This is a genomic window from Aeromonas sp. TW 6 (genome assembly GCF_013168745.1).
Lineage (GTDB): Bacteria > Pseudomonadota > Gammaproteobacteria > Enterobacterales > Aeromonadaceae > Aeromonas > Aeromonas caviae.
Genome location: NZ_JABERS010000011.1, coordinates 76,673 through 98,131 on the forward strand (window position 1 = coordinate 76,673; position 21,459 = coordinate 98,131).

General features: G+C 60.4%; 32 protein-coding genes. 18 read left to right on the top strand and 14 right to left on the bottom strand.

The window, feature by feature from the left end; genetic code table 11:
• Positions 1-76 precede the first annotated feature (76 nt).
• The gene (locus HKD46_RS07735; protein ID WP_171865105.1) at positions 77-1,792 is read left to right on the top strand and encodes a glycoside hydrolase family 36 protein; all 1,716 of its coding nucleotides are present in this window, start codon (positions 77-79) and stop codon (positions 1,790-1,792) included.
• Positions 1,793-1,850: 58 nt separating this feature from the next.
• Here the strand turns inward: HKD46_RS07735 and HKD46_RS07740 are convergent, their stop codons facing one another.
• Together HKD46_RS07740 and sbcB are read right to left on the bottom strand one after the other, a co-directional pair.
• Positions 1,851-2,357, bottom strand: a complete 507-nt coding sequence (locus HKD46_RS07740; protein ID WP_039038881.1) for a hypothetical protein — start codon at positions 2,355-2,357, stop codon at positions 1,851-1,853.
• Between the two features lie 148 nt (positions 2,358-2,505).
• Positions 2,506-3,933 (bottom strand): exodeoxyribonuclease I, encoded by a 1,428-nt coding sequence (gene sbcB, locus HKD46_RS07745; RefSeq protein WP_171865107.1) that lies wholly within the window; start codon positions 3,931-3,933, stop codon positions 2,506-2,508.
• A 181-nt stretch (positions 3,934-4,114) separates the two neighbouring features.
• On the opposite strand from sbcB, the gene HKD46_RS07750 reads away from it, so the two are divergent.
• Positions 4,115-5,308, top strand: a complete 1,194-nt coding sequence (locus HKD46_RS07750) for a site-specific integrase (RefSeq protein ID WP_171865109.1) — start codon at positions 4,115-4,117, stop codon at positions 5,306-5,308.
• A 156-nt stretch (positions 5,309-5,464) separates the two neighbouring features.
• Here the strand turns inward: HKD46_RS07750 and ssb are convergent, their stop codons facing one another.
• From ssb to HKD46_RS07810, 12 genes are all read right to left on the bottom strand, one after another.
• Positions 5,465-5,941: a single-stranded DNA-binding protein gene (ssb, locus tag HKD46_RS07755; protein ID WP_171865111.1), complete on the bottom strand. Its 477-nt coding sequence runs from the start codon at positions 5,939-5,941 to the stop codon at positions 5,465-5,467.
• A complete protein-coding gene (locus HKD46_RS07760) occupies positions 5,938-6,552 on the bottom strand; it encodes a 3'-5' exonuclease (protein WP_171865113.1) in 615 nt (204 codons plus the stop codon). Before HKD46_RS07760 ends, ssb begins: the two co-directional genes overlap by 4 nt.
• A gap of 21 nt (positions 6,553-6,573) precedes the next feature.
• Complete coding sequence (locus HKD46_RS07765; RefSeq protein ID WP_041205538.1) at positions 6,574-6,873, bottom strand: hypothetical protein; 300 nt, start codon at positions 6,871-6,873, stop codon at positions 6,574-6,576.
• A 13-nt stretch (positions 6,874-6,886) separates the two neighbouring features.
• Positions 6,887-7,303, bottom strand: a complete 417-nt coding sequence (locus tag HKD46_RS07770) for a hypothetical protein (RefSeq protein WP_161470043.1) — start codon at positions 7,301-7,303, stop codon at positions 6,887-6,889.
• Positions 7,304-7,390: 87 nt separating this feature from the next.
• Entirely contained in the window at positions 7,391-8,038 is a 648-nt protein-coding gene (locus HKD46_RS07775) for a hypothetical protein (RefSeq protein ID WP_171865115.1), read from the bottom strand.
• Positions 8,035-8,688, bottom strand: coding sequence for a hypothetical protein (locus HKD46_RS07780; RefSeq protein WP_171865117.1), 654 nt, complete (start codon positions 8,686-8,688; stop codon positions 8,035-8,037). Before HKD46_RS07780 ends, HKD46_RS07775 begins: the two co-directional genes overlap by 4 nt.
• Positions 8,685-9,866: a phage N-6-adenine-methyltransferase gene (locus tag HKD46_RS21315; protein ID WP_235673810.1), complete on the bottom strand. Its 1,182-nt coding sequence runs from the start codon at positions 9,864-9,866 to the stop codon at positions 8,685-8,687. Before HKD46_RS21315 ends, HKD46_RS07780 begins: the two co-directional genes overlap by 4 nt.
• Entirely contained in the window at positions 9,863-10,207 is a 345-nt protein-coding gene (locus HKD46_RS07790; RefSeq protein WP_171865119.1) for a DUF4406 domain-containing protein, read from the bottom strand. Before HKD46_RS07790 ends, HKD46_RS21315 begins: the two co-directional genes overlap by 4 nt.
• A 148-nt stretch (positions 10,208-10,355) precedes the next feature.
• Positions 10,356-11,276: a hypothetical protein gene (locus HKD46_RS07795; protein ID WP_042047493.1), complete on the bottom strand. Its 921-nt coding sequence runs from the start codon at positions 11,274-11,276 to the stop codon at positions 10,356-10,358.
• Positions 11,273-11,845, bottom strand: coding sequence for a DUF6932 family protein (locus tag HKD46_RS07800; protein WP_042047492.1), 573 nt, complete (start codon positions 11,843-11,845; stop codon positions 11,273-11,275). Before HKD46_RS07800 ends, HKD46_RS07795 begins: the two co-directional genes overlap by 4 nt.
• A gap of 11 nt (positions 11,846-11,856) precedes the next feature.
• The gene (locus HKD46_RS07805) at positions 11,857-12,420 is read right to left on the bottom strand and encodes a DUF2939 domain-containing protein (RefSeq protein WP_171865121.1); all 564 of its coding nucleotides are present in this window, start codon (positions 12,418-12,420) and stop codon (positions 11,857-11,859) included.
• A 14-nt stretch (positions 12,421-12,434) separates the two neighbouring features.
• Positions 12,435-13,097: a LexA family transcriptional regulator gene (locus tag HKD46_RS07810; RefSeq protein WP_235673811.1), complete on the bottom strand. Its 663-nt coding sequence runs from the start codon at positions 13,095-13,097 to the stop codon at positions 12,435-12,437.
• 112 nt (positions 13,098-13,209) lie between these two features.
• Here HKD46_RS07810 and HKD46_RS07815 point away from each other — a divergent pair, with 112 nt between their 5' ends.
• From HKD46_RS07815 to HKD46_RS07890, 16 genes are all read left to right on the top strand, one after another.
• Positions 13,210-13,416 (top strand): helix-turn-helix transcriptional regulator, encoded by a 207-nt coding sequence (locus tag HKD46_RS07815; protein WP_171865123.1) that lies wholly within the window; start codon positions 13,210-13,212, stop codon positions 13,414-13,416.
• 11 nt (positions 13,417-13,427) lie between these two features.
• Entirely contained in the window at positions 13,428-13,949 is a 522-nt protein-coding gene (locus tag HKD46_RS07820) for a phage regulatory CII family protein (protein ID WP_185219228.1), read from the top strand.
• Between the two features lie 77 nt (positions 13,950-14,026).
• Positions 14,027-14,239 (top strand): hypothetical protein, encoded by a 213-nt coding sequence (locus HKD46_RS07825; protein WP_171865125.1) that lies wholly within the window; start codon positions 14,027-14,029, stop codon positions 14,237-14,239.
• Positions 14,232-15,161 carry a replication protein gene (locus tag HKD46_RS07830; protein WP_171865127.1) on the top strand — a complete coding sequence of 310 codons (930 nt, stop codon included), beginning with the start codon at positions 14,232-14,234 and terminating at the stop codon, positions 15,159-15,161. The genes HKD46_RS07825 and HKD46_RS07830 overlap by 8 nt, the downstream gene beginning before the upstream one ends.
• Entirely contained in the window at positions 15,161-15,829 is a 669-nt protein-coding gene (locus HKD46_RS07835; RefSeq protein WP_171865129.1) for a replication protein P, read from the top strand. Before HKD46_RS07830 ends, HKD46_RS07835 begins: the two co-directional genes overlap by 1 nt.
• Complete coding sequence (locus HKD46_RS07840; RefSeq protein WP_171865131.1) at positions 15,816-16,088, top strand: hypothetical protein; 273 nt, start codon at positions 15,816-15,818, stop codon at positions 16,086-16,088. The genes HKD46_RS07835 and HKD46_RS07840 overlap by 14 nt, the downstream gene beginning before the upstream one ends.
• Positions 16,088-16,369: a hypothetical protein gene (locus HKD46_RS07845; protein WP_171865133.1), complete on the top strand. Its 282-nt coding sequence runs from the start codon at positions 16,088-16,090 to the stop codon at positions 16,367-16,369. The genes HKD46_RS07840 and HKD46_RS07845 overlap by 1 nt, the downstream gene beginning before the upstream one ends.
• Positions 16,370-16,445: 76 nt before the next feature.
• On the top strand, positions 16,446-17,156 hold the full coding sequence (locus HKD46_RS07850) for a phage regulatory protein/antirepressor Ant (protein ID WP_041205556.1): 711 nt from the start codon (positions 16,446-16,448) through the stop codon (positions 17,154-17,156).
• The gene (locus HKD46_RS07855; RefSeq protein WP_005324004.1) at positions 17,153-17,350 is read left to right on the top strand and encodes a DUF3283 family protein; all 198 of its coding nucleotides are present in this window, start codon (positions 17,153-17,155) and stop codon (positions 17,348-17,350) included. Before HKD46_RS07850 ends, HKD46_RS07855 begins: the two co-directional genes overlap by 4 nt.
• On the top strand, positions 17,347-18,339 hold the full coding sequence (locus HKD46_RS07860; protein ID WP_311698125.1) for a DUF968 domain-containing protein: 993 nt from the start codon (positions 17,347-17,349) through the stop codon (positions 18,337-18,339). The genes HKD46_RS07855 and HKD46_RS07860 overlap by 4 nt, the downstream gene beginning before the upstream one ends.
• The gene (locus HKD46_RS07865; RefSeq protein WP_185219229.1) at positions 18,326-18,712 is read left to right on the top strand and encodes a RusA family crossover junction endodeoxyribonuclease; all 387 of its coding nucleotides are present in this window, start codon (positions 18,326-18,328) and stop codon (positions 18,710-18,712) included. The genes HKD46_RS07860 and HKD46_RS07865 overlap by 14 nt, the downstream gene beginning before the upstream one ends.
• A 94-nt stretch (positions 18,713-18,806) precedes the next feature.
• A complete protein-coding gene (locus HKD46_RS07870) occupies positions 18,807-19,328 on the top strand; it encodes an antitermination protein (protein WP_235673812.1) in 522 nt (173 codons plus the stop codon).
• A gap of 193 nt (positions 19,329-19,521) precedes the next feature.
• Complete coding sequence (locus tag HKD46_RS07875) at positions 19,522-19,728, top strand: hypothetical protein (protein ID WP_171865135.1); 207 nt, start codon at positions 19,522-19,524, stop codon at positions 19,726-19,728.
• Positions 19,729-19,730: 2 nt separating this feature from the next.
• Positions 19,731-20,222 (top strand): lysozyme, encoded by a 492-nt coding sequence (locus tag HKD46_RS07880; protein ID WP_045525021.1) that lies wholly within the window; start codon positions 19,731-19,733, stop codon positions 20,220-20,222.
• The gene (locus tag HKD46_RS07885; RefSeq protein ID WP_171865137.1) at positions 20,222-20,761 is read left to right on the top strand and encodes a DUF2514 family protein; all 540 of its coding nucleotides are present in this window, start codon (positions 20,222-20,224) and stop codon (positions 20,759-20,761) included. The genes HKD46_RS07880 and HKD46_RS07885 overlap by 1 nt, the downstream gene beginning before the upstream one ends.
• A gap of 183 nt (positions 20,762-20,944) precedes the next feature.
• Positions 20,945-21,424 carry a terminase small subunit gene (locus HKD46_RS07890; protein WP_171865139.1) on the top strand — a complete coding sequence of 160 codons (480 nt, stop codon included), beginning with the start codon at positions 20,945-20,947 and terminating at the stop codon, positions 21,422-21,424.
• Positions 21,425-21,459: the final 35 nt, after the last annotated feature.

Sequence of the window (21,459 nt, forward strand, 5' to 3'; positions counted from 1 at the left end):
GGAGGGAACAGGGTCAACTGGCCCGCAGGGGATACAATGGCCCCGGCTTCATCCCCATTCACAAGAAGGAGTTCCCATGTCGACCCCCTCTCTCCTGGCCCGGTTGCGTCAACTGCCCGCCGATCCCGCCCTCCCTGACACCCTGCTGCAAACCCGCCAATGGGAGGGGCCGCTTTGCCGGGTGAGGCTTGACAACACCGGGAAGCAGTCCGAGGCCGTCCACCACTGGCGGCTGTTTGAGGGGGATCTCGGACTTGCGCCCGACGCGGCCATCTACGGAGAGGGGTTCCAGATGCTGGCCCAGACCGGGGGACGCTGGAATGCCCCCGAGCACCTGGGCCGCTGCCCCGATGCGTCTGTCTATCGCATCACCGCCGACCATGGCTACCACACGGTGCACAATCTGCTGCTGGTGGCGCAGGAGGGGGGCTGGCTGCTGCTGGCCTTTGCGAGCTGCCAGCGCTTTGGCGGGGAATTTCGCCTCCATCCCGACGGGCGCCTCGAGATCGTGATGAACACCGAAGGGCGCACCCTGGCGCCGGGTGCGTACTGGCAGAGCGAGGCGCTGATCTGCCTGGAGGGGCCGGACAGGGAGGCCCTGCTCGCGACGCTGGCGCAACATATCGCCGCCGAGCACGGCTCCCTGGTGGGGGAGGTGCCCACGCGCCCGAGCGGCTGGTGCTCCTGGTATCACTACTACGCGAACGTGAGCGCGGCGGACATTCGCGAGAACCTGGCGGTGCGGGCCGAGCGTTTCCCGGCCCTGCGCTACGTGCAGATAGACGATGGCTATCAGGCCAGGATGGGGGACTGGCTCACCCCTTCCGCCAAGTTCGAGGAGGGGGTGGCGGCCCTGGCAGGGGAGATCCGCGCCGCCGGTTGCGAGCCTGCGCTCTGGGTCGCCCCCTTTATCGCCGAGCCCGGCTCGCAAGTGTTCCAGGATCACCCTGACTGGTTCGTGAAAGGGGAGGATGGCCTGCCGCTCCCCTCGGAGCGGGTCACCTACGGGGGCTGGCGCTGCACCCCCTGGTACGTGCTGGATGGCACCCACCCCGAGGTGCAGACGCACCTGGAGCAGGTATTTCGCACCCTGCGTACCCAGTGGAGCATTCACTACTTCAAGCTCGATGCCAACTTCTGGGGGGCCATCCACGGTGGTCGCTTCCACGACCCCGCCGCCACCCGGGTGGAGGCCTATCGGCGCGGCATGGCCGCCATCCTGCGCGGTGCCGGGGAGGGGGCTTTCCTGCTCGGCTGCAATGCGCCGCTGTGGCCGAGCCTCGGCCTGGTGCACGGCATGCGGGTGAGCGATGACGTGGAGCGCCAGGGCCCCCGTTTTCGCCAGATAGCGCGAGAAGCCTTCTGCCGCGCCTGGCAGCACGAGCGGCTCTGGGTGCTGGACCCCGACTGCGTCTGCCTGCGGGATATTCCGGGCCAGCACGGGAGCCGCGCCGAGTACGACTTCCACCTGGCCGCCCTGGTGGCGAGCGGTGGCATGGTACTGGCGGGGGACAGATTGCAGGATCTGGACGAGGCGCAAGGGGCGCGCCTTGGCAAGCTGCTGGCCCTGTGCGCCGCGCGCACCCCGGCGGCCCGCTTCGAGGGGATGGCATTCGAGCGCGGGCGGGTGGCGCTGCCCGGGGGCGGCGAGCTGCTCTGCCTGTTCAACTGGGGGGAGCACCCCTGCGAGTTCCCGTTGGCGCCGGGGGGCACGGACTTCTGGGACGAGACGCCCCTGGGGAGCACCCTGGTGCTGCAAGGGGGGCAGGGGGCGGTGATCCGCTACCCCTGATGGCGTTGCACTGCAAAAAGGCTCCCTCGGGAGCCTTTTTTACGTGGCGAAATGGTCTCTAGAAGTGCCACTCCATCCCGATGGCGTAATTGGCGGAGCCATAGCCCGGGATCTCGTTGCTGGAGGCGAGCGCCTTGACGGTGAGGCGGGTTGTCAGGGGGATGCCGAGCCCCATGCCGATGGCGATCTCGTCGCTCTGATCCCCCATCATGTCCACCCGCAGGGTGCGATAGAGGGAGAGATCCTGGCTCATCTGGGCATAGATCTGGGACGACTTGTTGTAGAGCTGGCCGAACACCTCCATCTGGAAGCCGTTTTGCGGCGTGATGGCCAGGGGAATGCCGGCGAAGCGGTAGAGATCCGAGTGGTTGAAATAGCTGTTGGTGATTTGCGGGGTGAAGTCGGTCTGCTGGTAGAGGGTGCTGAAATTGCGCTCGATGAGCCGGTAGGTCTGCTCCGGCAGGCGCAAGAGGTAGTCTGGCACCTCGAACCGGGCGCCAGCGAGGGCGGCCTGGGGCAGCAGGGCACAGGCGACGAGTGTCAAAGCAGGCAGAGCTGAACGCATAAAACGAGAGTTCCCCAACAGTCGAAAGCACGGCATCCATGCCGTCAGCGTATCTAAATATTCACACTATCAGGAGCTTGGGCTCCCTGCCCATTATGTCGCGAGCCAGGGAAACGCATCGGTTTTTAACTGTGAAACGGCTCACATCTCACAGATTTTCAAGGTAGTGATAGAGACTCTTTAGAATCGCAAAGTTCCGTTCGTTCCCCTGGTTCTGTTCCGCCAGGGCTTCCAGGCGCGGCACATAATCCGGCAGGCGGCGGCTGAAGTAGTCGCTGCAGTGCAGGCGCCAGCGCTTCTGCTCCGCTTCGCTCAAGGTGTGAGGCCAGTTGCGGGCGCGGTAACGGAACAGCATCTCGGGCAGACGGGGATCCGTGAAGGCAAACTCCCGCTCCCCCAGCAGATCCGCCGGGGTGGCGCGCACCAGATCCATGGTGGACTTGTCGCCGTGGCCGAAGAAGCCGGCGTAGAGCTGGGTGTCGGGGTCGCCGTCGGTGCTGCCGGCAAACTCCTGGTTGAACACCTCCACCAGTTTTTCCCGCACCTCGGGGTGGGCCCGCAGCAGATCCAGGCTCTTGCGGCACTGAGCCCGATTGATGCCCAGTTCGTCCGCCCGCTCCGGCGTCAGGGTGGCGGCCGGGGCCAGCACCGGGCACTTGTTGATGTGCACCAGTTTGACCGGAATGCCGGCCAGATCCCCCAGCTCCTCTTTTTTGGTGTAGAGGCGCTCGCGGATCTCCTCGCAGGAGAGCTCGATGAGCGGAGTCGGGTCACGGGTCAGATCCACCATGATCACCGCGTTCTGGTTGGTGGGATGCCAGGCGAGCGGCGACACCCAGCTCGCACACCCCTGCCAGGGGGAGAACATGCCGGAGACGTGCACCAGGGGTTTCATGGTCACCACGTCGATGAGGGCCTTCACCTTGTTCTTGTTGCGAAGATCAAAGAGGTACTCGAAGAGCTTGGGCTGGGCTTTTTTCACCAGCCTGGTCATCTCGATGGTGGCCAGCACATCCGAGAGCGCATCGTGGGCGTTGGCGTGGGCCACGCCGTTGGCCACCGTCAGCTTCTCCAGCCTGAAGCTCGGCTTGCCCTCTTCATCGAAGGCCCACTCTATCCCCTGCGGGCGCAGGGCGTAGCAGGCCCGCAGCATGTCGAGGATGTCCCAGCGGGAGTTGCCGTTCTGCCAGGCGTAGGCATAGGGGTCATAGAAGTTGCGATAGAGGGTGTAGCGGGTCACCTCGTCATCGAAGCGGATGCTGTTGTAGCCGAGCACGCAGGTGCCCGGGGTGGCGAACTCTGCGTGGATCTGGCGGATGAAGTCCGCCTCGCACAGTCCGTCCTTCATCGCCTTTTGCGGCGTGATGCCGGTGATGAGGCAGGCTTCCGGCTCCGGCAGGTAATCCGCCGGCGGCTTGCAGTAAATCACCAGCGGCTCGCCGATGACGTTGAAATCCGCGTCGGTGCGAATGCCCGCAAACTGCGACGGCCTGTCTTTGGCCGGACTGATGCCGAAGGTCTCGTAGTCGTGGAAGTAGTAAGTGGGCTGGGTGGTCTGCTTCGCTGATGTGCTCATGTGTTCTTGTGTGTTCGCGCTTCTGATTGATTTTTCAGGGTTTAGTGCTGTTCTGGTGAGGTGCAAATTCCGAAGACACTTTCATCGTTCACCCAAACCTGACGTTGTTCAATGGCCTGCTGGTACATTATCTGGTACAAAACACCCCATGAGAGTGGTACATAATTTTAATGGGGTAGCAATGGCGTTATCAGATAGCTGGCTTCGAGGGGTGAATGGTAAACCATATGCTGGCCCGAGCGAAGTGAGCGACGGTGATGGGTTGAGTGTCCGGGTCTCACCGAAGGGGGTGGTTGCGTTCCAAGTTCGGCATGTAGTCGACGGGAAGCGGGTTCGGACCTCTCTTGGTCGGTACCCGGCTCTGACCTTGCGAGAGGCCCGGATAAAGGCCGATGAGCTCAAAAGCGGTGTTGCGCCGATCAGTGCCTCGGGCGACGAGCCTACGCCTGCAGCCTTGTTTGATGAGTGGTTCGAGAAGTACGTGATGCGGGAGTGCCGAGAAGGCACCCAGAAATACTATCGCTATACCTTCTCGTCAGTGAAGAACCGCTTGCCAGACCGGCCAATCAACCAGATCACCATGGACATGTGGTTGAGCTATTTCGATACCATCAGTGAGCGGGCACCAGGGGTAACCCGGGCTGTGATCACTGCATTGAAGGCGTGCTTCAACTGGCATGCTCGCCGCGGCACGATCTATATGCCCAACATGATGAGTCTGCGGGCCAGGGATGTTGGCGCTCCCGCTAAGACCGGTCACCGGGTGTTGACGGTGCCAGAGGTTGCGAAGATCTGGCGGGCCATCGAGGCCAGCCGGGCTGGCACCAGCAACAAGGTGATTCATCTGCTCTGCCTGGTCTATGGGTGCAGGCTTTCCGAGGCCAGAACGCTCAAGCGTCAGGACCTGGATTTCGAGTCTATGGTCTGGACCGTGCCGGCGGAGATCAGCAAGACGGGCCGGCCTATCCGCCGCCCGATCACATCGGTGGGCAAGCAATTGTTCGAACGAGCCTCCATGGCGTCGGTGGACCCGGTCTATCTGTTCCCTGGGCAAGGGGAGGGGAATGGGCCGTTGGAGATCCACTCGTGCAATCGGTTGGTGAGCCGCTTGCGCAGCAGCCTGGGGATCCCCCATTGGCGGATTCATGATGCTCGTCGAACGCTGTCGACCCGGTTATCGGAAATGGGGGTGTCGCCCCATATCACCGAAGTGATGCTGGGGCACACCCTGCTTGGCGTGATGGCTGTTTACAACAAACATGACTGGCTTGAGGATCAAGCGGCTGCCTATGAGCGCTGGTGGACAGTGATCCAGCGGGAGCTAGGCGTTGCCACTGATCCGGTTGTGGCTGTCAATCCAGGCCATGATGTGTGATTTGATCCAGCGCAGTGGCTGGTGGTCGATGGGTTTGGGAAAGGTGGTATCCCTCATGCGCAGGTGATACAGCGCTGTGCGCCCTTTTCCCAGCATGACCATCAGCTCTTTCTGCTCAATTTTTTCAATGGGTTCTAACATGTGTCCCCCGGTGATCTAGAACGGCAGATCGTCGTCGTAATCGATGGGTGGCTCGTTATAACCACCTTGATTCGGATTGGCAGCCGGTTTCGCTGCCGATTTGCTTTGTTGCTGGCGCGGTGGCTGAGGCGCCTGATTACTTTGCCCTGAGCGGCCCAGCATCTGCATCACGCCGCTGAAGCTGTCGACCTGCACCTCGGTGGTGTAGCGGTCCTGACCGCTTTGGTCCTGCCACTTGCGGGTCTGCAGTTTCCCTTCCACATAGACCTGTGAACCCTTCTTCAGGTACTGGCCCGCCACTTCGGCCAGCTTGCCCACAAGCACCACCCGGTGCCACTCGGTACGTTCCTTCTGCTCGCCGGTCTGCTTGTCGCGCCAGCTTTCGCTGGTGGCCAGAGAGAGGGTGGCGATCGCCATGCCACCCGAGGTGTATCTGATTTCAGGATCCTGACCCAGGTTGCCGATCAGGATGACTTTGTTGATGCCTTTCATTCATTACCCCGCGACACTTGTCCTTCTGCCAGCTGCATCTGTTCGGCATCCCGGATACAGTCATGAAGTGAGTGATGGGGGACGAACCAGTCTGGCTTTTGCCACTCATCCAGATACCCCTTGCTGCCACCAGATAGCGCATCGATGTAGGTCCGTACATCCCGCACCTGGTTGTATTTCCATGGAACCGGCAGGCTGAAGTCCTCGAACAGGGAGACCAGAATCGGCGGATCAAAGTCGGTGCCGCGGGCAAAGGGCTGTGCTCCCTTCATGAAATAGGAGAGCAGGATCAGCGCCTCCCGCACCGGGGTATTGCTGCCGTTGATGATACCGTCACGGGCCTCTTTACCCTGCTTGTTCCACCAAGCCACCGTCCCCGGGTCAACGGTGCGACCCGCCAGCAACTGCTCGGTCACATTCAGCTTGAGGTGCAGGACGTTCTCGCCCTCGGTGGAGAGGCGGCCATTGTCGATGGTGATCCCCACCTCGGCATCGTGCTTGTTGAAGCGGACGGCAGAGAGAGTGAGCACCACCGCCTTCTTGTCCATGGCCAGGGTTTCGGTATCGAATACCACGGTGTCGCCCTGATACCGCTCGGCTTTATCGTTCATGTCGTGATTTCCTCTGGACGGTCAGCTGTTCGTGATGGTTGCAAGCAGGGCATGGATTGCGTTGATTGATACCGCCTTGTCCGCATCAGGAGCAGGAAGGGATCGCATAACCCCCTCCATCTGGCGCAACTCGGCCTCGGTGTTAACACCGATCAAGCCAGCCAGCGCCGAGCGCAGCAAGGCAATGTCAGCCTCGGCCTTTCGCAGCGGATGCGCCTTGCACACTTTGATGTGATCGGTCAGGACTTGGCTGCCATGTGCCGGGGTATCCTGCGGATATTCGTGGCCACAATACACACAGGTGAGAATTCTTTCGTTCATGTCGTGTTTTCCTCTAACCATTCTGTTCGCTTGATGCGACCGCCCAGCGATAGCCGCCGTGGGTCGCCTGAGAGTTGTTCAGGCACCGGGTGATGCTGACCCGCACAAACCCGCCTGTTCGTTCCGCCTCGACAATGCTGTCGAACCTCACAATCTGCTGCTCGTCGTTGATGCCGATCACTGGCGTCTTGTGCCATTGCGGATCCCGCACTTGGTCCACGAAGAGGCGGCGAGTGTGCCGCCCTCTGCCGTTCTCCCCGACCATGCAAAAGTGCTCAACCCGGGTGGTGAAGCGGGCCTCCCTGTGTATCTGGCCCATCACGATGCTGGCCTTGCTGACCGTGAGGGAGAAGGCCGCAGCCACCTCTGCGCTGATGGCGCCATCGGTTCGGGCATGAACCCACTCGGCAACCTCCTGAATGATGCTCATGCGCCCACTCCTATAACAGTGCCAGCGCAACGAGCGCGGCCAGTGTGTTGAGTGCCAGGATGGTGATTCCGGCCGTTTGCTGCTTGGTCATTTTTTCATCTTCTTCACCATTTCGAGAAACTGCTCGGGATGGCCTCTGAGGGTGAGCAGATCCGCCCGCACATAGGGCACCTCGCAGGCCATCACCGAATTAGCGCACCAGCTCACTTCGCTGGTATCTGATGGGAACGGCTCGCTGTGGTAGTGGAGCTGATCGCCAACCTGCAACCAGATCCGCTCCGGCGCAGTGCGAATGGTTTCGGTTACGGTCACAGCAGGATCCGGCAACTGGCCAGCCAGCACGGAGTCGATGCTGGACACTATCGACTGCACGATCTGTATTTCAGACTCAGGGCACGATAGCGGAGAAACGTACCTGCGCGCACGCCGCAACAACTCCGCCAGCGCCTGCTCGCGCTTGTGGTGGTTGGCCAGCAGCTCAAGGCGTGATCGTAGAGGGTGCTGTTCTGGCACGATGCCGGAGAGGATGGCCTTGTCGATGGCAAGGCCGGTGCTGTTGCGCTCTGCAAGGAGCTGCTGGATCCGTTGCTTGCAGTCGAGCAGGCTTTGCCTTGATGCCAACAGCTCACGGTATGCGTTTGCCTGTGGGTTGTTGCCGCACACCATTCCCACCAGATCTTCATCGCTGAAACTATTGGCGCTTTGTTCCTCTGTTAAACCAGTGCGTTTGATCATGCTGCGACCTCGTCTTGCTGGGTGATGGCGTTTATCAGGATGCGTTGTCGGTCGAGGCGGCGGATCTTGGGGTTGTCCTCGATGGCCTGCAGCAGGGCGGCCACGCCAGCCTGACGCTGCGAGTCGGTGATAGCAGGGGCCTGCCGCTCGACGAGTGCCAGTATGGCGACGCACTGACGCAGCTGCTCCTTGGTCTCCTCGTCCAGAGTGGTGTATTCGTCCATCAGCTGCTCGTCGCTGACCGAGATGGCGATGGCCACCTCGCGGGCGCTGTAGGTCTCCTTGATGCCGTAGAGCACGGTCAGCACGGCGACAAAGCACGACCACTCGGCGCCGCCCAGATTGAGCTGGTCGTTCTGGTAGTCGAAGGCCCAGTCCTCGAGCGGTTTGGTGCTGAACTCCTCGGCCACCTGGTGGGCATCCGGTTCTTGTCCCGGAACATCGACCATATCGAGCTGCTGCTCGGCATGGTCTGGCTCGGGGCTGGTGGGCTCGGCGCTTTGGGCCAGCAGCTCGGCGGCCTTGGCGGTGGCCAGCGTCAGCAGATCGCCGGGGGCCGTCAGGTTGTCGATGATCCAGGCGGCCAGCTCTGCAGTCTTGGCTGGGGTCAGGATGTCGGCATCGTCGATCTGGTAGATGATCGCCTTCACTGCTGGGTGACGCTGCCAGCGGGGCAGGGTGGGGCGCGGTTATCTTCCATGACAAAGCCCTGGTGGATAGGCTGACCGGCCAGCAGGTTGGCGGCGGCCAGCTCGAGCCGATAGAAGATCTCGGAGAGCGGATAAGGCTCGTCCAGCCAACCCTGCACATAGCCCCTGACCGTATCCTGTTGCTCTTCGCCGAGATAAACGCGCCCAATCTGCTTGGCCATGATGCTGCTGGCATCGGCATAGCCCAGTTCGGCCAGCTTGGTGCTCGCACTGGTGGGGATCGTCTGCTCCAGCATTGCCAGCTCGCTGGCAGCTGCGGCGTTGGTTGCCTCATCGCTGGCCACTGGTGGCTCCCATGCTGCTGGCTCGGCTACCGCGGGTTGCTCCTGCATCATCGCTGGCTCCAACGCGGTCTGGGCAACCATGTTGTTGGTGTCGCCGATATGGTTAGGCTCGACCATTTTCCCGGCGTCGGGAACATGGCCCTGACGGGTCTTCGCGAGGGAGTACTCGGCCTCCTCGATAAGGGTCACCGCCTGGCGGTGGATCATATCGAGGATGATCTGACCGGTGGTGATGAGGTCGTCACGGCGCAGGCGTGCCTCGGGGCGTCGCTCGCCCTGCCAGCCAGCGTCGAAGATCACCACGGCTGAGGCGAAGCCGCTAGAGCTGGGCTTGTCCTTTTTGGGATCGCGAGGCACGTACCAGCTCGGTACCTCAAAGCCGATGCGACCGCTGATGAACTGGATGAAGTCGGCATCTTCTGGCCACCAGGTTTCGCTGGTGGCAGCCTTGATGAGCAACATGATCTTGGCGCCCAGCGCCCGTTGCTCGCGGCAGTAGTTGAGGATGGCCTCCATCCCGGTGATGGGGTTCCCCTCGCTATCCGTGCAGGGGCGCGAGTAGGGCGGGTTGGCGTAGGCAGCTCCACCGAGGCGGCGCAGGTCGGCGGCCAGCTCCTGGGTGAGGGCGTTGTCTTCGGCATCGTAGTAGTGCGGCACCAGGTGGTTGCAGTCGTCGGCGAACATGTCGAGCACCACCGGCCCCAGGGTGGGGGCGAACTGGTGGAACAGGCCCCAGGCCAGCGCCTTGGGGGTCTGCCATTGGTCGCCAATCTGCTTGAGCTCGTGGTCAGGCTGGGCCTGCAGTTCGGCCAGCGCTTGGGCGTAGTGGTTCATGCCGCCACCTCCGGGCTGGTGGGGTACCAGGCAAAGCCGTCTTCGGCTTGGCGGATGACTTTGCCGCACTTCATGGCGAGGTGGAACTCGGCGGTGGCGCCCTGGCTATCGCGCCAGCCCGGGAGCATGACCAGTTCGTCGGCGAGCATGACCATGGGCAGGCAGCAGGCCATGTACTCGGCTTGGTTCAGGCCCTCGGGGAGGGTGGCAGGGTTGAGCGGGATATGGCCGCGATCACGCTGGTGGTTGGCCTCGGCATGGAAGGCGGGGCGGTTGCAGTCAGGCAGGCCCGACATGGGGCCGGCGATGTAGATGCGCTTGTGGTGTTGCTGGTTAGACATGGTTTATCCCGTTCACTGGTGTGTCTGGGGTAAAAATACGATATGTATTCATGGTGGTCAATACGATTTGTATTTTTTGGTGTTTGGACATGAAAAAGCCCACCATGCTGGTGGGCTTAGCTGATCATTGGCTAACTGCAAAGCACCATCATGATTGAGCCCAGTGCGGCATCTGAGCCAGAAAATAACGCGGACGACCGTTACCAACTTGCGTTTTGGTGACGTCGATCTGCACGGCTTGGTGCAAATGGCTATTGATGGCGTCCACGTCTTGCACCCGTGGGGAGACTTTGCCACGGACAATCTGCCCATCGCCGACGAGTCTGAATTCAAAGCTGCGGCTGTTTGGCAACACGCCGACGAATTCGCCCTGTAACTGTTCCACGCTTTCGTGCAGGTTGTCTGCTTCCAGTCGCGCCAGACTACGGCTGACCTGCCCCACATCGGTAAAGCGGACACCCTGACCACCATATTGCAATGCACAGACAGCACCATTGTCTGCCAGCACTCTCAAGAAGTTACGCACCTTATCCAACGCACGCGGATCGGTCTCCGAGGCAATATCTGCAAGAGCATCGTCATCGCCCAAGGTGCTTTGCAGCAATGCCTGTGTACGCTCCAGCGCGATGGCTACTGGACTCGCATTCTCTAGCCCTAGCACCAGTTGCTCTGCGCTATGCTCTTCCAGTTCAAACCCGAATGAACCCACGGCGGTACTAGTGATCAGCAACTGGTTCTGATCCCGGTTGGGTATGCGGCCCATGGCTGCCAAGGGGGTGGTGAGCGAGGCGGCTATGGATGCTACCGCATCGGTAAAGCTGCTCACGGCCTTCATGCCAAAGTCGGCGAAGATACCATGGCTGCGGATCACGGGGACGCCGTCAAACGTCAGTTTGGCGCGGGCAAGCACTCGTTCATCTGCGGGCAGTGCCGCGAGCTGTGCCTCGACTGTGTGCAAGCGGGCTTCTTGACTCATTCGGGTCAGGCGTGCCGTGGTCGGCGTGTCAGCCAGCATCCGTTGCAGGAAAGTGCGCTCAGCCAGCAGGTGCTGGCGATCTTCGTTGTTCATGGCTGCACCTCCGGAGTATTGAGTTGGTTTAGTCTGGCACGAGCATCCGCATCGTAGGCGGGGTTCAGGTCGATTTGCAAATACCCTTTCCAAGCCTGATTGCGACGGTGTGACCACATGCTGTACCAGTATGCGCTTTGCTGGACGATGGCTTCGAGCGGCAAGAAATTGAGTTCGACGATATAACTATCCACCAGAAAGCTGGCCTTCGCGGTATCGTGATCCAGTATCTCAAGTTGTGCATCAGACGGGGCAAAGTCATCAGGGGTATGCAAGAAGGTCACCACGTCGATGTCTCTTGGTGGACGGCGCTCCAGGGTTTCCACCTGTTCTGTGAAGCTGCCATCCAGCCACTGAAAACCGTTGACCAGTCCCATGCCATGCAAGGCTGCGCGATAGTCCAGAAAGCCCAGCAGCACCTGGCGGCGCTCGGGCGATGTGGCAAAACGCATGATGACGTCCAGTAGCGCAACGTTATAAGGAGAGCGCTCGGGACTGATTGGGTTAGCCTGATTAATGGGGGGTAATAGGCCCACGGTGTTCCATTCAGGAATGGAAACAATTGTCATGCCATAACTCCTTACTCTACCCCGGCATATGCGGGTAGAAATACGATGTTGGTGATCTTCCAGCCAAACAACCCCTGCCTGCGAAGGATCCAGTCCTCTATATTGACACCGTCGTATTCGACATTGATCACAAATTTATCAAGGGACTCGTAGGACAGTGATGCATCAGCGAATGCCTTTCGGTTTGAAGAGGTAGCGTTACCCGAGCTTTGAATTGAACTCTGCCTAGGCTCCAGAGCAGGTTTTTCGCTGGATATCAATTCAACTATCCGAGCCGGTGTCACGTAGGCATCGACCATCTGTTCCACCATCCTACCGCCAAGCGCTGCACCTGCTTTTGCAAATGGGTTATTTTTCATTTCTTCATTTTCGGCCATATCTTTTTCCAGCATGGCAGTTATCTGGCCTTTGTAGCTCTGGCGGAGGCTAGGAAAATCAATATATTCAGACAGTGTGGTCGCGTCATTATTCTCTGCGGCAGATTTAATTTGATAAACGGTTATATAGGGTGATGCGAACATGTATGCGGCAAAGAGCCCTGCTGCGACCCCAAGTGCTAATTTACCTTTGCTCATAATTTTTTGCCTCACTACCGCCGTTTTCTGCGCCTGCGGTGTTCCACCATGGTGCCGATGATCTGGATATGCTGGCGATCGGAGCGCATGGTGGGGTAGTCGTCATTGAGAGGTGCCAGCTCGAAAATCTCCTGGCCATCTTCGCCGTAACCCCGGGGGCGGTACTTCTTGAAGGTGGCTTCTTCTTCGCCGTTCTTGGCGACCACGAAATCCCCCGGGTGGAGTGGCTCGTCCGGGTCGATCAGCACCAGGTCTCCTTCGGTAAATTCCGGCTCCATAGAATTGCCCCTGATCACGATAGCGAAGGCACGCTGGCCCAAGTCCAGATCGGTGGTGACATAGGCCATGTTGCCATCACACTCGCGGATCTCGCTGGTTTCAGTCCAGACCCCGGCCTGCACATAGGTGATCACCGGGATCCGGTGAATATCCGGCGGGGCGAGCTCCATATTCGGTTCGTCGCTGACGATGCTGCCATCTACCCCGATATTGATGCTCTTGAGATCCAGGGCGCCCATTATATCGAGGATTACATCCATCGCTGGTTCGCGACGCTTGTTCAACCAATGCCCAATCGCACCCTGAGTCACCCCCAGCTTTTCAGCTAGTTGCTCCTGAGTGATGCCGAGCTTTTTCATCCGGCTCTTGGCCAGGCTGTGCCATGTATCTTTTTCCATGCTGAAAATATTACGTTGCGTATTGTTTTTCTCAACGCACAAATTGTTATGGCTGCAAATCGTGTTATAGTACATATCGTATTAATTAACCCCAGAGAGAATGGAGTTGTCGATGAACAACATCAAGGAACTGCGCGATCAGGTGGGCAAGACGCAGTCTGATTTGGCCGCTGAGCTAGGAATCACTCAGGGGGCGGTTGCTCACTACGAGAAGAGCCGTCGCAAACCCGGGTTGGACACCTGTAGAAAGATTGCTGCTGCCATTAGTCGTTGGGGGATTCAGTGCTCTATCAATGATGTTTTCCCCCCTGAGAAGTGATGAGAACCATCATGACAAAACCCACCAGAACAACCACGAGAGTGAAGCGGGATCACTCCCACCTTTCTGACCCTATTGACGCCGCTTATCAGTTGAGCCGCAGCTACAACGTCACCGAGCTGGCAAGACTGATGGGCAACAAGCGCCCGACCACCCTGAACAACAAGTTCAATCCGCAGTGTGAAGACCACCACTTGTATCTGTCTGAGGCGATCGCCGTGACCGAGCTGACCGGTGACAACGCCATTCTGCAAGCCTGGGCGCTGTCTCGTGGCCAAGTGCTGGTGGCCCTGCCGGATACCACGGTGACCGAGGAAGAGCTGGCTGACCAGGTGATGACGGTCACCTCTGTGGTGGGGGCGGTGTTCGGTGAGCTGCATCTGGCGCGTCAGGATGGGGTGATTGACCCGATCGAGCGGCAGGCGATCACGGCGGCGGTGCATCGCGCCATCAGGGAGCTGTTGAGTTTGGAAGAGTCAGTGGCAAGTCAGGTTCGTCCGTTGCCAGTGGCTGTGCAAGGAGGAGCGAAGTGATGAACGTCGTTGAAATGAATCGGGCCCGCGCTGCGGTAACAGCCGGACCCACGGTCGATTTCACTGGAGAAAACAACATGGATAAGCGTATCGAAGCTGGCGACAAAGCGCAAGGCAAGCGGCGCAACGTGATCCCGGCTGTGATCCCGCGTCTGGTGGAGAGTCAGGGCCAGTCCTATCTGGTCTATGGCGGTCTGCTGCGCGGCATCAAGATCCCGGCAACCAAAGAGCAGGCCAAGCGTCACCTGAACTGCCTGATGCAGCACCTGCAGGAGGTGGCTCATGGGTAACCTTGCCACCGTTATTCAATTCCCAGCCCATAGCGCACCAGCGAAGCCACAGGAGGTCATGGTGGCAGATTGTGATGATGGTTACACCAGACTGGCGAACGACCTGCTCGACGCGCTGATTGAGGCTGACCTGACCAAGCACCAGTACAAGGTGGCCCTGGCTGTCATCCGCAAGACCTACGGCTTCAACAAGTCTATGGACTGGATGACCAACGAGCAGATTGCCGAGGCGACCAATATCCCTGCCACTCGGGTAAGCACTGCCAAGAATGAGCTGTTGCGCATGGGTGTGCTCATCAGTCGTGGCCGTAAAACTGGCCCGAACAAGGTCATTTCTGAGTGGCAAACTCACATTCCCCAAAATGGGGAAACATTCCACAAAACAGGGAAGGAAAGTTTCCCCAAAACAGGGAAGGCATCTTCCCCGAAACAGGGATACACAAAAGACACTATTCAAAAGACAAGAAAGACAAAAGATCAAAACACTAGCGCCGAGCCCGCTATCGCGGCCTCCACGCCGGTGGTGATTGAATCTGTTTCTGCTGAGCCTGTTTCTGCTGAGCCTGTTTTACTGCCAGCCAAGCTGTCAGCACAGCAGGAGCCTGTGGTGATCACCATGCCGCTAAACAGCGGGGAGCATCAGGTCACCGAATCGTTCGCTGCCCAGATGCAAGCCCTGTATCCGGCGGTGGATGTGGCTCAAGAGCTGCGCACCATGACTGGCTGGCTGATTGCCAACCCCACCAAGCGCAAGACCAAGACCGGCATCAACCGGTTTATCAACGCCTGGCTGTCGAAGTGCCAAGACCGTGGTGGCAGCAATGGTCTGCAGGGCTTCACTCCGCGCCGCAATGATCACACCGACCTGACCCAGACCATGACGGCCGCTGAGCTCAATCAGCGCATGCAGGAGGGTTTCTGATGACCATGAAACCACTCAGTGCCGTGCTGCTCGAGATCGCCACTGTGCCGACCGTGGAGACCATCACCCAGCAGCAGCGCCCGCTGACCGATCGGGATTCCAAGATGGTTGCCACCCTGTTCGAGCAGCTCAAAGCGGTGTTCCCGGCATGGAAACAGGCATTCCCCACTGACGACCATCAGCGCCGCGCGCTGGCCGAGTGGACCCGCGCCCTGGTCGATGCCGGTTGCACCAGCCGCGAGCAGCTGCAGCTGGGGATGCGGATGGCCCGTAGCCACGGCGGGGACTTCTTCCCGAGCACCAGCAAGTTCATCAAGTGGTGTGAGGTAACGCCGGAGTCACTCGGCCTGCCCACGCTGGATAGCGCGCTGGTTGAGGTTCGCACCCGCCGTTACACCCATCCCGCCGTTGAGCTGGCCGCCAAGGCGACCAGCTGGGAGCGCCAGACATTGAGCGCAGACGCTTACCGCGCCGTGTTCGATCAGGCCTATGCCCAGCTGGTGCGCCGGATGATGGCCGGTGAAGACCTGAACGCCGAGGTGATGAAGGGGCTGCCAACCCGGGCGCAGATCCAGCACAGCCCTGAGTTTTACCAGCAGGCAGGCCAGCGCGCCGTGGCAAACCTGAAAAAGCTGTTCAAGCGGGGAGGTGAGCATGGTGGCCAATAAACACGAGCTGATCGCCAATGCGGCGATGGCTCAGCTGCACAAGATGTGGCCCTGCACCTTCGATATCGAGATCCCTGAGGCGCCCGCCGGCTGGAGCTGGACGATGGCGCAGAAAGCGGGGGAGTTCGAGCCGGTGCCGGCCCGCATCGGTGAAGGTGACGATTTCGAGTTGTCATCGGTCGAGGTGATCACCAAGGACGCAGTGGCGCTGCAGGCCTCGCTGCTCAGAGCAAACATCAGTTGTCTGGGGGTGCAGTGATGGCAGTGACATTCAGTGAAGCTTGCGAGCGGGATATCAAGGCCGCCAAGCATGTGCGGGTGGCTGTGTACCCCGAGGTGAAGGATTGGCTGCCGGTACAGGTGCGCCTTGAGGTGTCGGATTGTCCGCGCCAGCTGGGGGCTACCTCTGCCGCCCACCGTGCCGGGCACTACCTGGTGCAGGATGCCGATCTCGGCGAAGTCATGGCGGCGGTAAACGCCCTGCGCGGCCAGCAACAGCGGCCAGCCACGCTGGAGATGATCCCATGCGCGATTTCATGAGGGGTACCCTGATGGTGGTGGTGCTGGTGGGGTTAGCGGTGTATCTGGCCGCGAATGTGTCGATGGGGGTGAGGTGATGGAACTGATGATGCGGGGGGCAACCCCTTTGACGATGACCAGCGTGGAGATCGCCGAGCTGACCGGAAAGCGCCACGACAACGTGATGGCCGATATCCGCAAGATGCTGGTGGAAATTCAATCTCCTGAGAAGTCAGGCGATTACCAGGATGGCCGTGGTCGCACCCAGCCGTGCCTGTTGCTGGACAAGGACGAGACCCTTTGTCTGGTGGCCGGTTACAGCGCCCAGTTGCGGATCCGGATTATTCGCCGCTGGCAGGAGCTGGAGCAGCAAGCCCACCAGCCCGCGATGATGATCCCCCAGACCCTGCCGGAGGCACTGCGCCTTGCTGCCGAGCTGGCCGAGCAGAAGATGGCGCTGGAACAGAAGGTGGCGATGGATGCCCCGGCGGTGGAGTTCGCCAAGCAGATCGCCAGTGTGGAGAAGGGGATCACCTTGTCGGCGTTCGCCAAGACGGTGGGCCTTGGCCCCAATACCCTGTTCACCCTGCTGAGGGAACGCAAGATCTTGATGAGTTGCCGCGGGGAGCGCTGGAACCTGCCGATGCAGGAGTATGTGGACCGCGGGCTGTTCGCGACCCGGGAGAGCTCGTTTGACAGCAACGGCGAGCGGCGGATCAGCTTCACCCCCCTGATCACCGGCAAGGGCCAGCAGTGGCTGGTGGAGCGACTGATCCGTGACGGCATCCTGCGTGGGGTGGCGGCATGAGTCACAACCTGGCCCTGTTGCCATCAGCTGAACGGCAGCGCATCGAGTTGATCAAGCAGGCGCACCTGCTGGTGTGGCGCCGTCGCCGCAACGAGATCGGGCGTGAGGTCGTGGTGGCCGCCATCGATGAGGTGGATGAAGAGCACCGTGAGTGGTTTCGCCAACAGTTGAACGCGATCAGGGGGCAAGCGTGAGCGCAGGTAACGCCGTGTTTGTCGAAGCGCTGGGGCTGGCCCTGGTGCCGCTGGGCGACAGCCTGCCGGCGGTGAGGCGCCAACTGGCTGGCAAGCCGGTGCGTCTGGTGAGCGATCAGGGGGCTGACCTGCTGGCCCAGTTCTCTGAGTTGGTGTCGGCCCTGGCCTGCGCCGCGGTGGTCAATGCCGCCGGTGGGGAGCTGCTGACCGCCAATGCCACTGCTTGCGTGATAGCCGATGGCTGCATTGGGGAAACCGTCACCGCAGAGGTGGAGGGGGTCCATCTGCCTTTGTGCTGGCATCACGACAACGAGCACCGCAATGGGCAGTTACCGATCCGCCTCGCCGATGTGGCCGGGTGGCTGGCGCAGCTTGTGCTGCAGCGGGTCGCTGGCTGGTGTGGGGTGGCCGCTGCTGACCTGACTGCCCGGGATCTGTGCTGGTGGGCGACCGTCTATAAGGTGCTGCCTTCATTGCCGGATCCGCTGCTGCGCTCTGCCTGTCGCCTGGCACCCATCGAACCGGATCGGAAGTGGTCGCCCCGTGGTAACCGGGAGACCGATGCTCGCTATCGTGATCATCACCTTGAGGTGGCAGAGCGCGATCCACTGGCCGATCTGCGGGCTCGCATCAATGCCAAACCGGCCATTCGCCAGATTGATCCTGAGCCTGCGGCCTTGCATTTAGGCAAGCCCAAACGACAGCGCTGGGAGTGTGCGGCCTACTTGGCTTTTGTTCGACAGTTGCCCTGTGTGGTGACGGGCCAGCGCGAGGGCATCGAGGCGCACCACGTTGTGGGTCACGGGATGAGTGTGATGGGCAGCAAGGCGCATGACCTGATGTCGTTCCCACTCGCCCACCAGCCACACATGGAGTTGCACCGGATCGGGTGGAAGGCTTGGGAGGCCAAGCACGGTTCGCAGTTGGAGCACGTTATCAACACACTGGAGCTGGCTTGCTCCTTGGGAGTGTTCAATGCCAAAAGCTGATTCATGGACAGTGACCCTGCCATGGCCCCCTTCAACCAACCTGATCTGGCGCAATGTGGCCGTGAGCGGTAAGCCCAGAACCCTGCTGAGCCAGGAGGGGAGGGTTTATCGCAAGGCTGCGGCCGATGCCTGCCTGGTTGCCAAGCTGGCCGGCAAGCAGATTCCCGATCGGCTGGCCTTGCGGCTGGTGGTGCAGGCCCCTGACCGGCGAGCCCGGGATCTGGATAACACGGTGAAGGCGGTGCAAGACGCCCTGACCCACGCCGGGGTGTGGCTGGACGATAGCCAGATCGACCGGCTGCTGGTGGAGCGCGGGCCGGTAGTGAAAGGGGGAATGGTGTCGGTAACTGTGGAGGTGATGAGTGCGCTTTGAATATGCAATTACCGTAGGGGATCCGCGTTCTGTGATGCTGCAGGCCTATCAGGCCCAGTCAACGGGGCGTTCTCATCTGACAAAGAGTGATGTGATGACGGCATTGGGAATGGTTCAGAAGCACAATGGTGCCGGCATGGCGCTGGTGATGGCGCGTTACTGCAAAGACCTAGTGGATGCCAAGAAGGCCCTGCTAGCTGTGCAAGCCGAGTGCACCAAGATTGCCCCCCGCTATGTGGGGGCCAACAAGGAACGTGGCCATGGCATGGCCTTGCGCCGGGTGGCCGAGCTGGCCCTGGAACACTACTGCCGCACTGCTGACACTCCTGGGGCTTCCTGTCACCCGCAGTTCTGCCGGGGGCGGGGAGTGATCCGCGACCTGGAACTGAGCCGCCTGCACGGCAAGGCGATTGATAAGGTGTGCCCACGCTGTGGTGGTACCGGGCTACGCCCCATCCCGGGTACTCAGATCAGACGCGCCATTGAACCGTTGGCTGGTGGACTGACCCGTGGGCAATGGGAGCTGGGCTGGTATCCGCTCTATCTGGCCGTGCTGGATTGGTGCCACCAGCAGGAGTCAGCGGCGCAGACGCGCTATTGGTATACGACGCGGTAAGTCACTTGCCCCTAGAACCCCGCTTCGGCGGGGTTGTTGCTTGTGCAGGTGAGGGTGGCTTGACGGCCACCTGCAATTTTGTGTAGGCTGATTGCCAACGATGGAAGACTGCACCCGAAAGGTTGCGGTTTTTTTTGTTTCTTGCTCTCAAACCTCGGCTAAGCCGGGGTTTTTTCGTTTCTGGGGTGGATTCATGAATCAAGGCCATGAGCAGATCGCTACCACTGTGGCCGGTGAAACTGCGAAATCTGCCCCTCCTGTAGCGGTGGTGAGTATGTCGTGGGCTGGTGTCTCTTTGAATGACTGGGTGCTGATCGCGACGCTTGTGTGGCTTTCGGTTCAGATCGGCTGGTTTATCTGGTCGAACATCATCAAGCCACGCGCCAAGCAGGTGGGGTAGGCATGACAAAAGTACGAATTGCCATAGCGGCGCTCACTCTCAGTGCTGCCGGCTTTGTGGGGATCCTGAATCGGGAGGGGTTTGAGCCGACGGCTTACCCCGACCCCGTACACGGTACCAAGCTCCCCACTATCGGCTTTGGGAGCACCGAAGGGGTCAAGATGGGTGACACCATCACGCCCGTCGCCGCGGTGAACAGGAGCCTTCGGGAGGTGCGGGTGTTCGAGAATGCCCTCAAGGCCTGCATCAAGGTGCCACTCCACCAGTATGAGTTCGACGCCTATGTCGAGCTCTCCCACAACATCGGTCCCGGCGCCTTCTGCCGATCCACCATCGTGAAGCGCCTGAACGCTGGCGACTACCCCGGGGCCTGCGAGGCGATCCTGCTATTCAAGCGTTCCGGCAACCAGGACTGCTCGGTACCGGGGAACCGGGTATGCCCCGGGCTCTGGAAAGACCGGCTGCGCCTCAATGCGAAGTGCAAGGGGGTGTGATGGGAGTGACTCAGCAGAGCAAGGTGCTGCCGTTCCTGGCCGGTGCCTTGGTGATAGCCGCCCTGGCCGGCGGTGGGGTGGCGCTCTATCGCTCCGGTCATGCTGCTGGGGAGGAGGGGGAGCGCAAGACCTGGCAGGCAAAGTGGAATGAAGAGGCTGCCCGCCTTGCCACAGCCAGAACTAAGGCTGAGCTGAAGGCTCGGGAGGAAGAACTGCGCCGCCAGGCAGAAATCGATGAGGTAAGAGAGCATGCGCAAGAACAAATCGCCCAAGCACAAGCTGATGCCGATGCTGCTAGCCTTGAGTCTGGCCGGCTGCGCGAGCAAGCCCGCCGCCTGGCAGCCCGAGCAAGTCAGTGCGCCAGCAATCCCGGGGCTGCCCAAGGAGGCCCGGCAGCCGGACATCCTGCCATGGTGCTCGCCGACCTGCTCAGCCGGGCTGACGAGAGAGCGGGTGAGCTGGCAGCAGCGTATGACCGAGCTCGAGCGTCAGGATTGGCCTGTGAAAGAGCCTATCTCTCATTGACTCAACCCCGTTAACCCAACTACCGCAATACCCCACCCCCCAGGTCAAAGGTACTCCCCCCAGCCCCCCGGCCTTACGGGTCGGACGGGGCGCGGATTTTCACTACATATGAAACCCCAAAAAGCGAGGTTGTTGTTTCAATGTCAGAGCCATCAGACAAGGGGCTCGCAAAGCCAGGGTGGCTCAATAAGTCCGACATGGCCGCCAGCCTTGGCATATCAGTTCAAGCCTTTGATAAATGGGGGGTTAAGCCGGTCAAGAAGATTGGCCGCAATGTCTATTTTGATGTGCGCTCGGTTGTGGATAACCGACTAGAGAATGTGATCCAGAAACACCAACCAACGGATCCGCAATACATGGGTGAGGATCAACTGGACTTCCAGCGGTGGCGACTCACCAAGGAGCAGGCCGACAAGGCCGAGCGCGAGAACAAAATCGCTGAGCGCCACCAGGTGCCAACCGAATTTGCCACCTTCGCCTTAACGCGCATTGCCGCCAAGGTCAGCAGTCTGCTCGACACCGTTCCACTCACCATGCGCCGCCGTTACCCCGAATTGCAGACCAAGCACATCGAGGGGATCCAGCGTGAACTGGTCATAGCCAGCAACGAGGCGGCATCCCTGGGTGATCTGCTGCCGGAGTTACTGGATGAATATATCGACAGCACAAGTAAGTAGCCTGGCGGCTGCCGTCACACTTGGTCTGTCGGCCC

Bases quoted from the DNA above. Each gene is read 5' to 3' on its own strand.
- HKD46_RS21315 (WP_235673810.1), bottom strand. From the start codon at position 9,866: ATGAACCACTACGCCCAAGCGCTGGCCGAACTGCAGGCCCAGCCTGAC.
- HKD46_RS07840 (WP_171865131.1), top strand. From the start codon at position 15,816: ATGGTGGCCAATAAACACGAGCTGATCGCCAATGCGGCGATGGCTCAG.
- HKD46_RS07790 (WP_171865119.1), bottom strand. From the start codon at position 10,207: ATGTCTAACCAGCAACACCACAAGCGCATCTACATCGCCGGCCCCATG.
- HKD46_RS07810 (WP_235673811.1), bottom strand. From the start codon at position 13,097: ATGGAAAAAGATACATGGCACAGCCTGGCCAAGAGCCGGATGAAAAAG.
- HKD46_RS07765 (WP_041205538.1), bottom strand. From the start codon at position 6,873: ATGAACGAAAGAATTCTCACCTGTGTGTATTGTGGCCACGAATATCCG.
- HKD46_RS07870 (WP_235673812.1), top strand. From the start codon at position 18,807: ATGACGGCATTGGGAATGGTTCAGAAGCACAATGGTGCCGGCATGGCG.
- ssb (WP_171865111.1), bottom strand. From the start codon at position 5,941: ATGAAAGGCATCAACAAAGTCATCCTGATCGGCAACCTGGGTCAGGAT.
- HKD46_RS07825 (WP_171865125.1), top strand. From the start codon at position 14,027: ATGGATAAGCGTATCGAAGCTGGCGACAAAGCGCAAGGCAAGCGGCGC.
- HKD46_RS07865 (WP_185219229.1), top strand. From the start codon at position 18,326: ATGCCAAAAGCTGATTCATGGACAGTGACCCTGCCATGGCCCCCTTCA.
- HKD46_RS07850 (WP_041205556.1), top strand. From the start codon at position 16,446: ATGGAACTGATGATGCGGGGGGCAACCCCTTTGACGATGACCAGCGTG.
- HKD46_RS07880 (WP_045525021.1), top strand. From the start codon at position 19,731: ATGACAAAAGTACGAATTGCCATAGCGGCGCTCACTCTCAGTGCTGCC.
- HKD46_RS07820 (WP_185219228.1), top strand. From the start codon at position 13,428: ATGACAAAACCCACCAGAACAACCACGAGAGTGAAGCGGGATCACTCC.
- HKD46_RS07800 (WP_042047492.1), bottom strand. From the start codon at position 11,845: ATGACAATTGTTTCCATTCCTGAATGGAACACCGTGGGCCTATTACCC.
- HKD46_RS07770 (WP_161470043.1), bottom strand. From the start codon at position 7,303: ATGAGCATCATTCAGGAGGTTGCCGAGTGGGTTCATGCCCGAACCGAT.
- HKD46_RS07750 (WP_171865109.1), top strand. From the start codon at position 4,115: ATGGCGTTATCAGATAGCTGGCTTCGAGGGGTGAATGGTAAACCATAT.
- HKD46_RS07740 (WP_039038881.1), bottom strand. From the start codon at position 2,357: ATGCGTTCAGCTCTGCCTGCTTTGACACTCGTCGCCTGTGCCCTGCTG.
- HKD46_RS07835 (WP_171865129.1), top strand. From the start codon at position 15,161: ATGACCATGAAACCACTCAGTGCCGTGCTGCTCGAGATCGCCACTGTG.
- HKD46_RS07830 (WP_171865127.1), top strand. From the start codon at position 14,232: ATGGGTAACCTTGCCACCGTTATTCAATTCCCAGCCCATAGCGCACCA.
- HKD46_RS07845 (WP_171865133.1), top strand. From the start codon at position 16,088: ATGGCAGTGACATTCAGTGAAGCTTGCGAGCGGGATATCAAGGCCGCC.
- HKD46_RS07815 (WP_171865123.1), top strand. From the start codon at position 13,210: ATGAACAACATCAAGGAACTGCGCGATCAGGTGGGCAAGACGCAGTCT.
- sbcB (WP_171865107.1), bottom strand. From the start codon at position 3,933: ATGAGCACATCAGCGAAGCAGACCACCCAGCCCACTTACTACTTCCAC.
- HKD46_RS07890 (WP_171865139.1), top strand. From the start codon at position 20,945: ATGGCCGCCAGCCTTGGCATATCAGTTCAAGCCTTTGATAAATGGGGG.
- HKD46_RS07875 (WP_171865135.1), top strand. From the start codon at position 19,522: ATGAATCAAGGCCATGAGCAGATCGCTACCACTGTGGCCGGTGAAACT.
- HKD46_RS07805 (WP_171865121.1), bottom strand. From the start codon at position 12,420: ATGAGCAAAGGTAAATTAGCACTTGGGGTCGCAGCAGGGCTCTTTGCC.
- HKD46_RS07735 (WP_171865105.1), top strand. From the start codon at position 77: ATGTCGACCCCCTCTCTCCTGGCCCGGTTGCGTCAACTGCCCGCCGAT.
- HKD46_RS07855 (WP_005324004.1), top strand. From the start codon at position 17,153: ATGAGTCACAACCTGGCCCTGTTGCCATCAGCTGAACGGCAGCGCATC.
- HKD46_RS07885 (WP_171865137.1), top strand. From the start codon at position 20,222: ATGGGAGTGACTCAGCAGAGCAAGGTGCTGCCGTTCCTGGCCGGTGCC.
- HKD46_RS07760 (WP_171865113.1), bottom strand. From the start codon at position 6,552: ATGAACGATAAAGCCGAGCGGTATCAGGGCGACACCGTGGTATTCGAT.
- HKD46_RS07775 (WP_171865115.1), bottom strand. From the start codon at position 8,038: ATGATCAAACGCACTGGTTTAACAGAGGAACAAAGCGCCAATAGTTTC.
- HKD46_RS07795 (WP_042047493.1), bottom strand. From the start codon at position 11,276: ATGAACAACGAAGATCGCCAGCACCTGCTGGCTGAGCGCACTTTCCTG.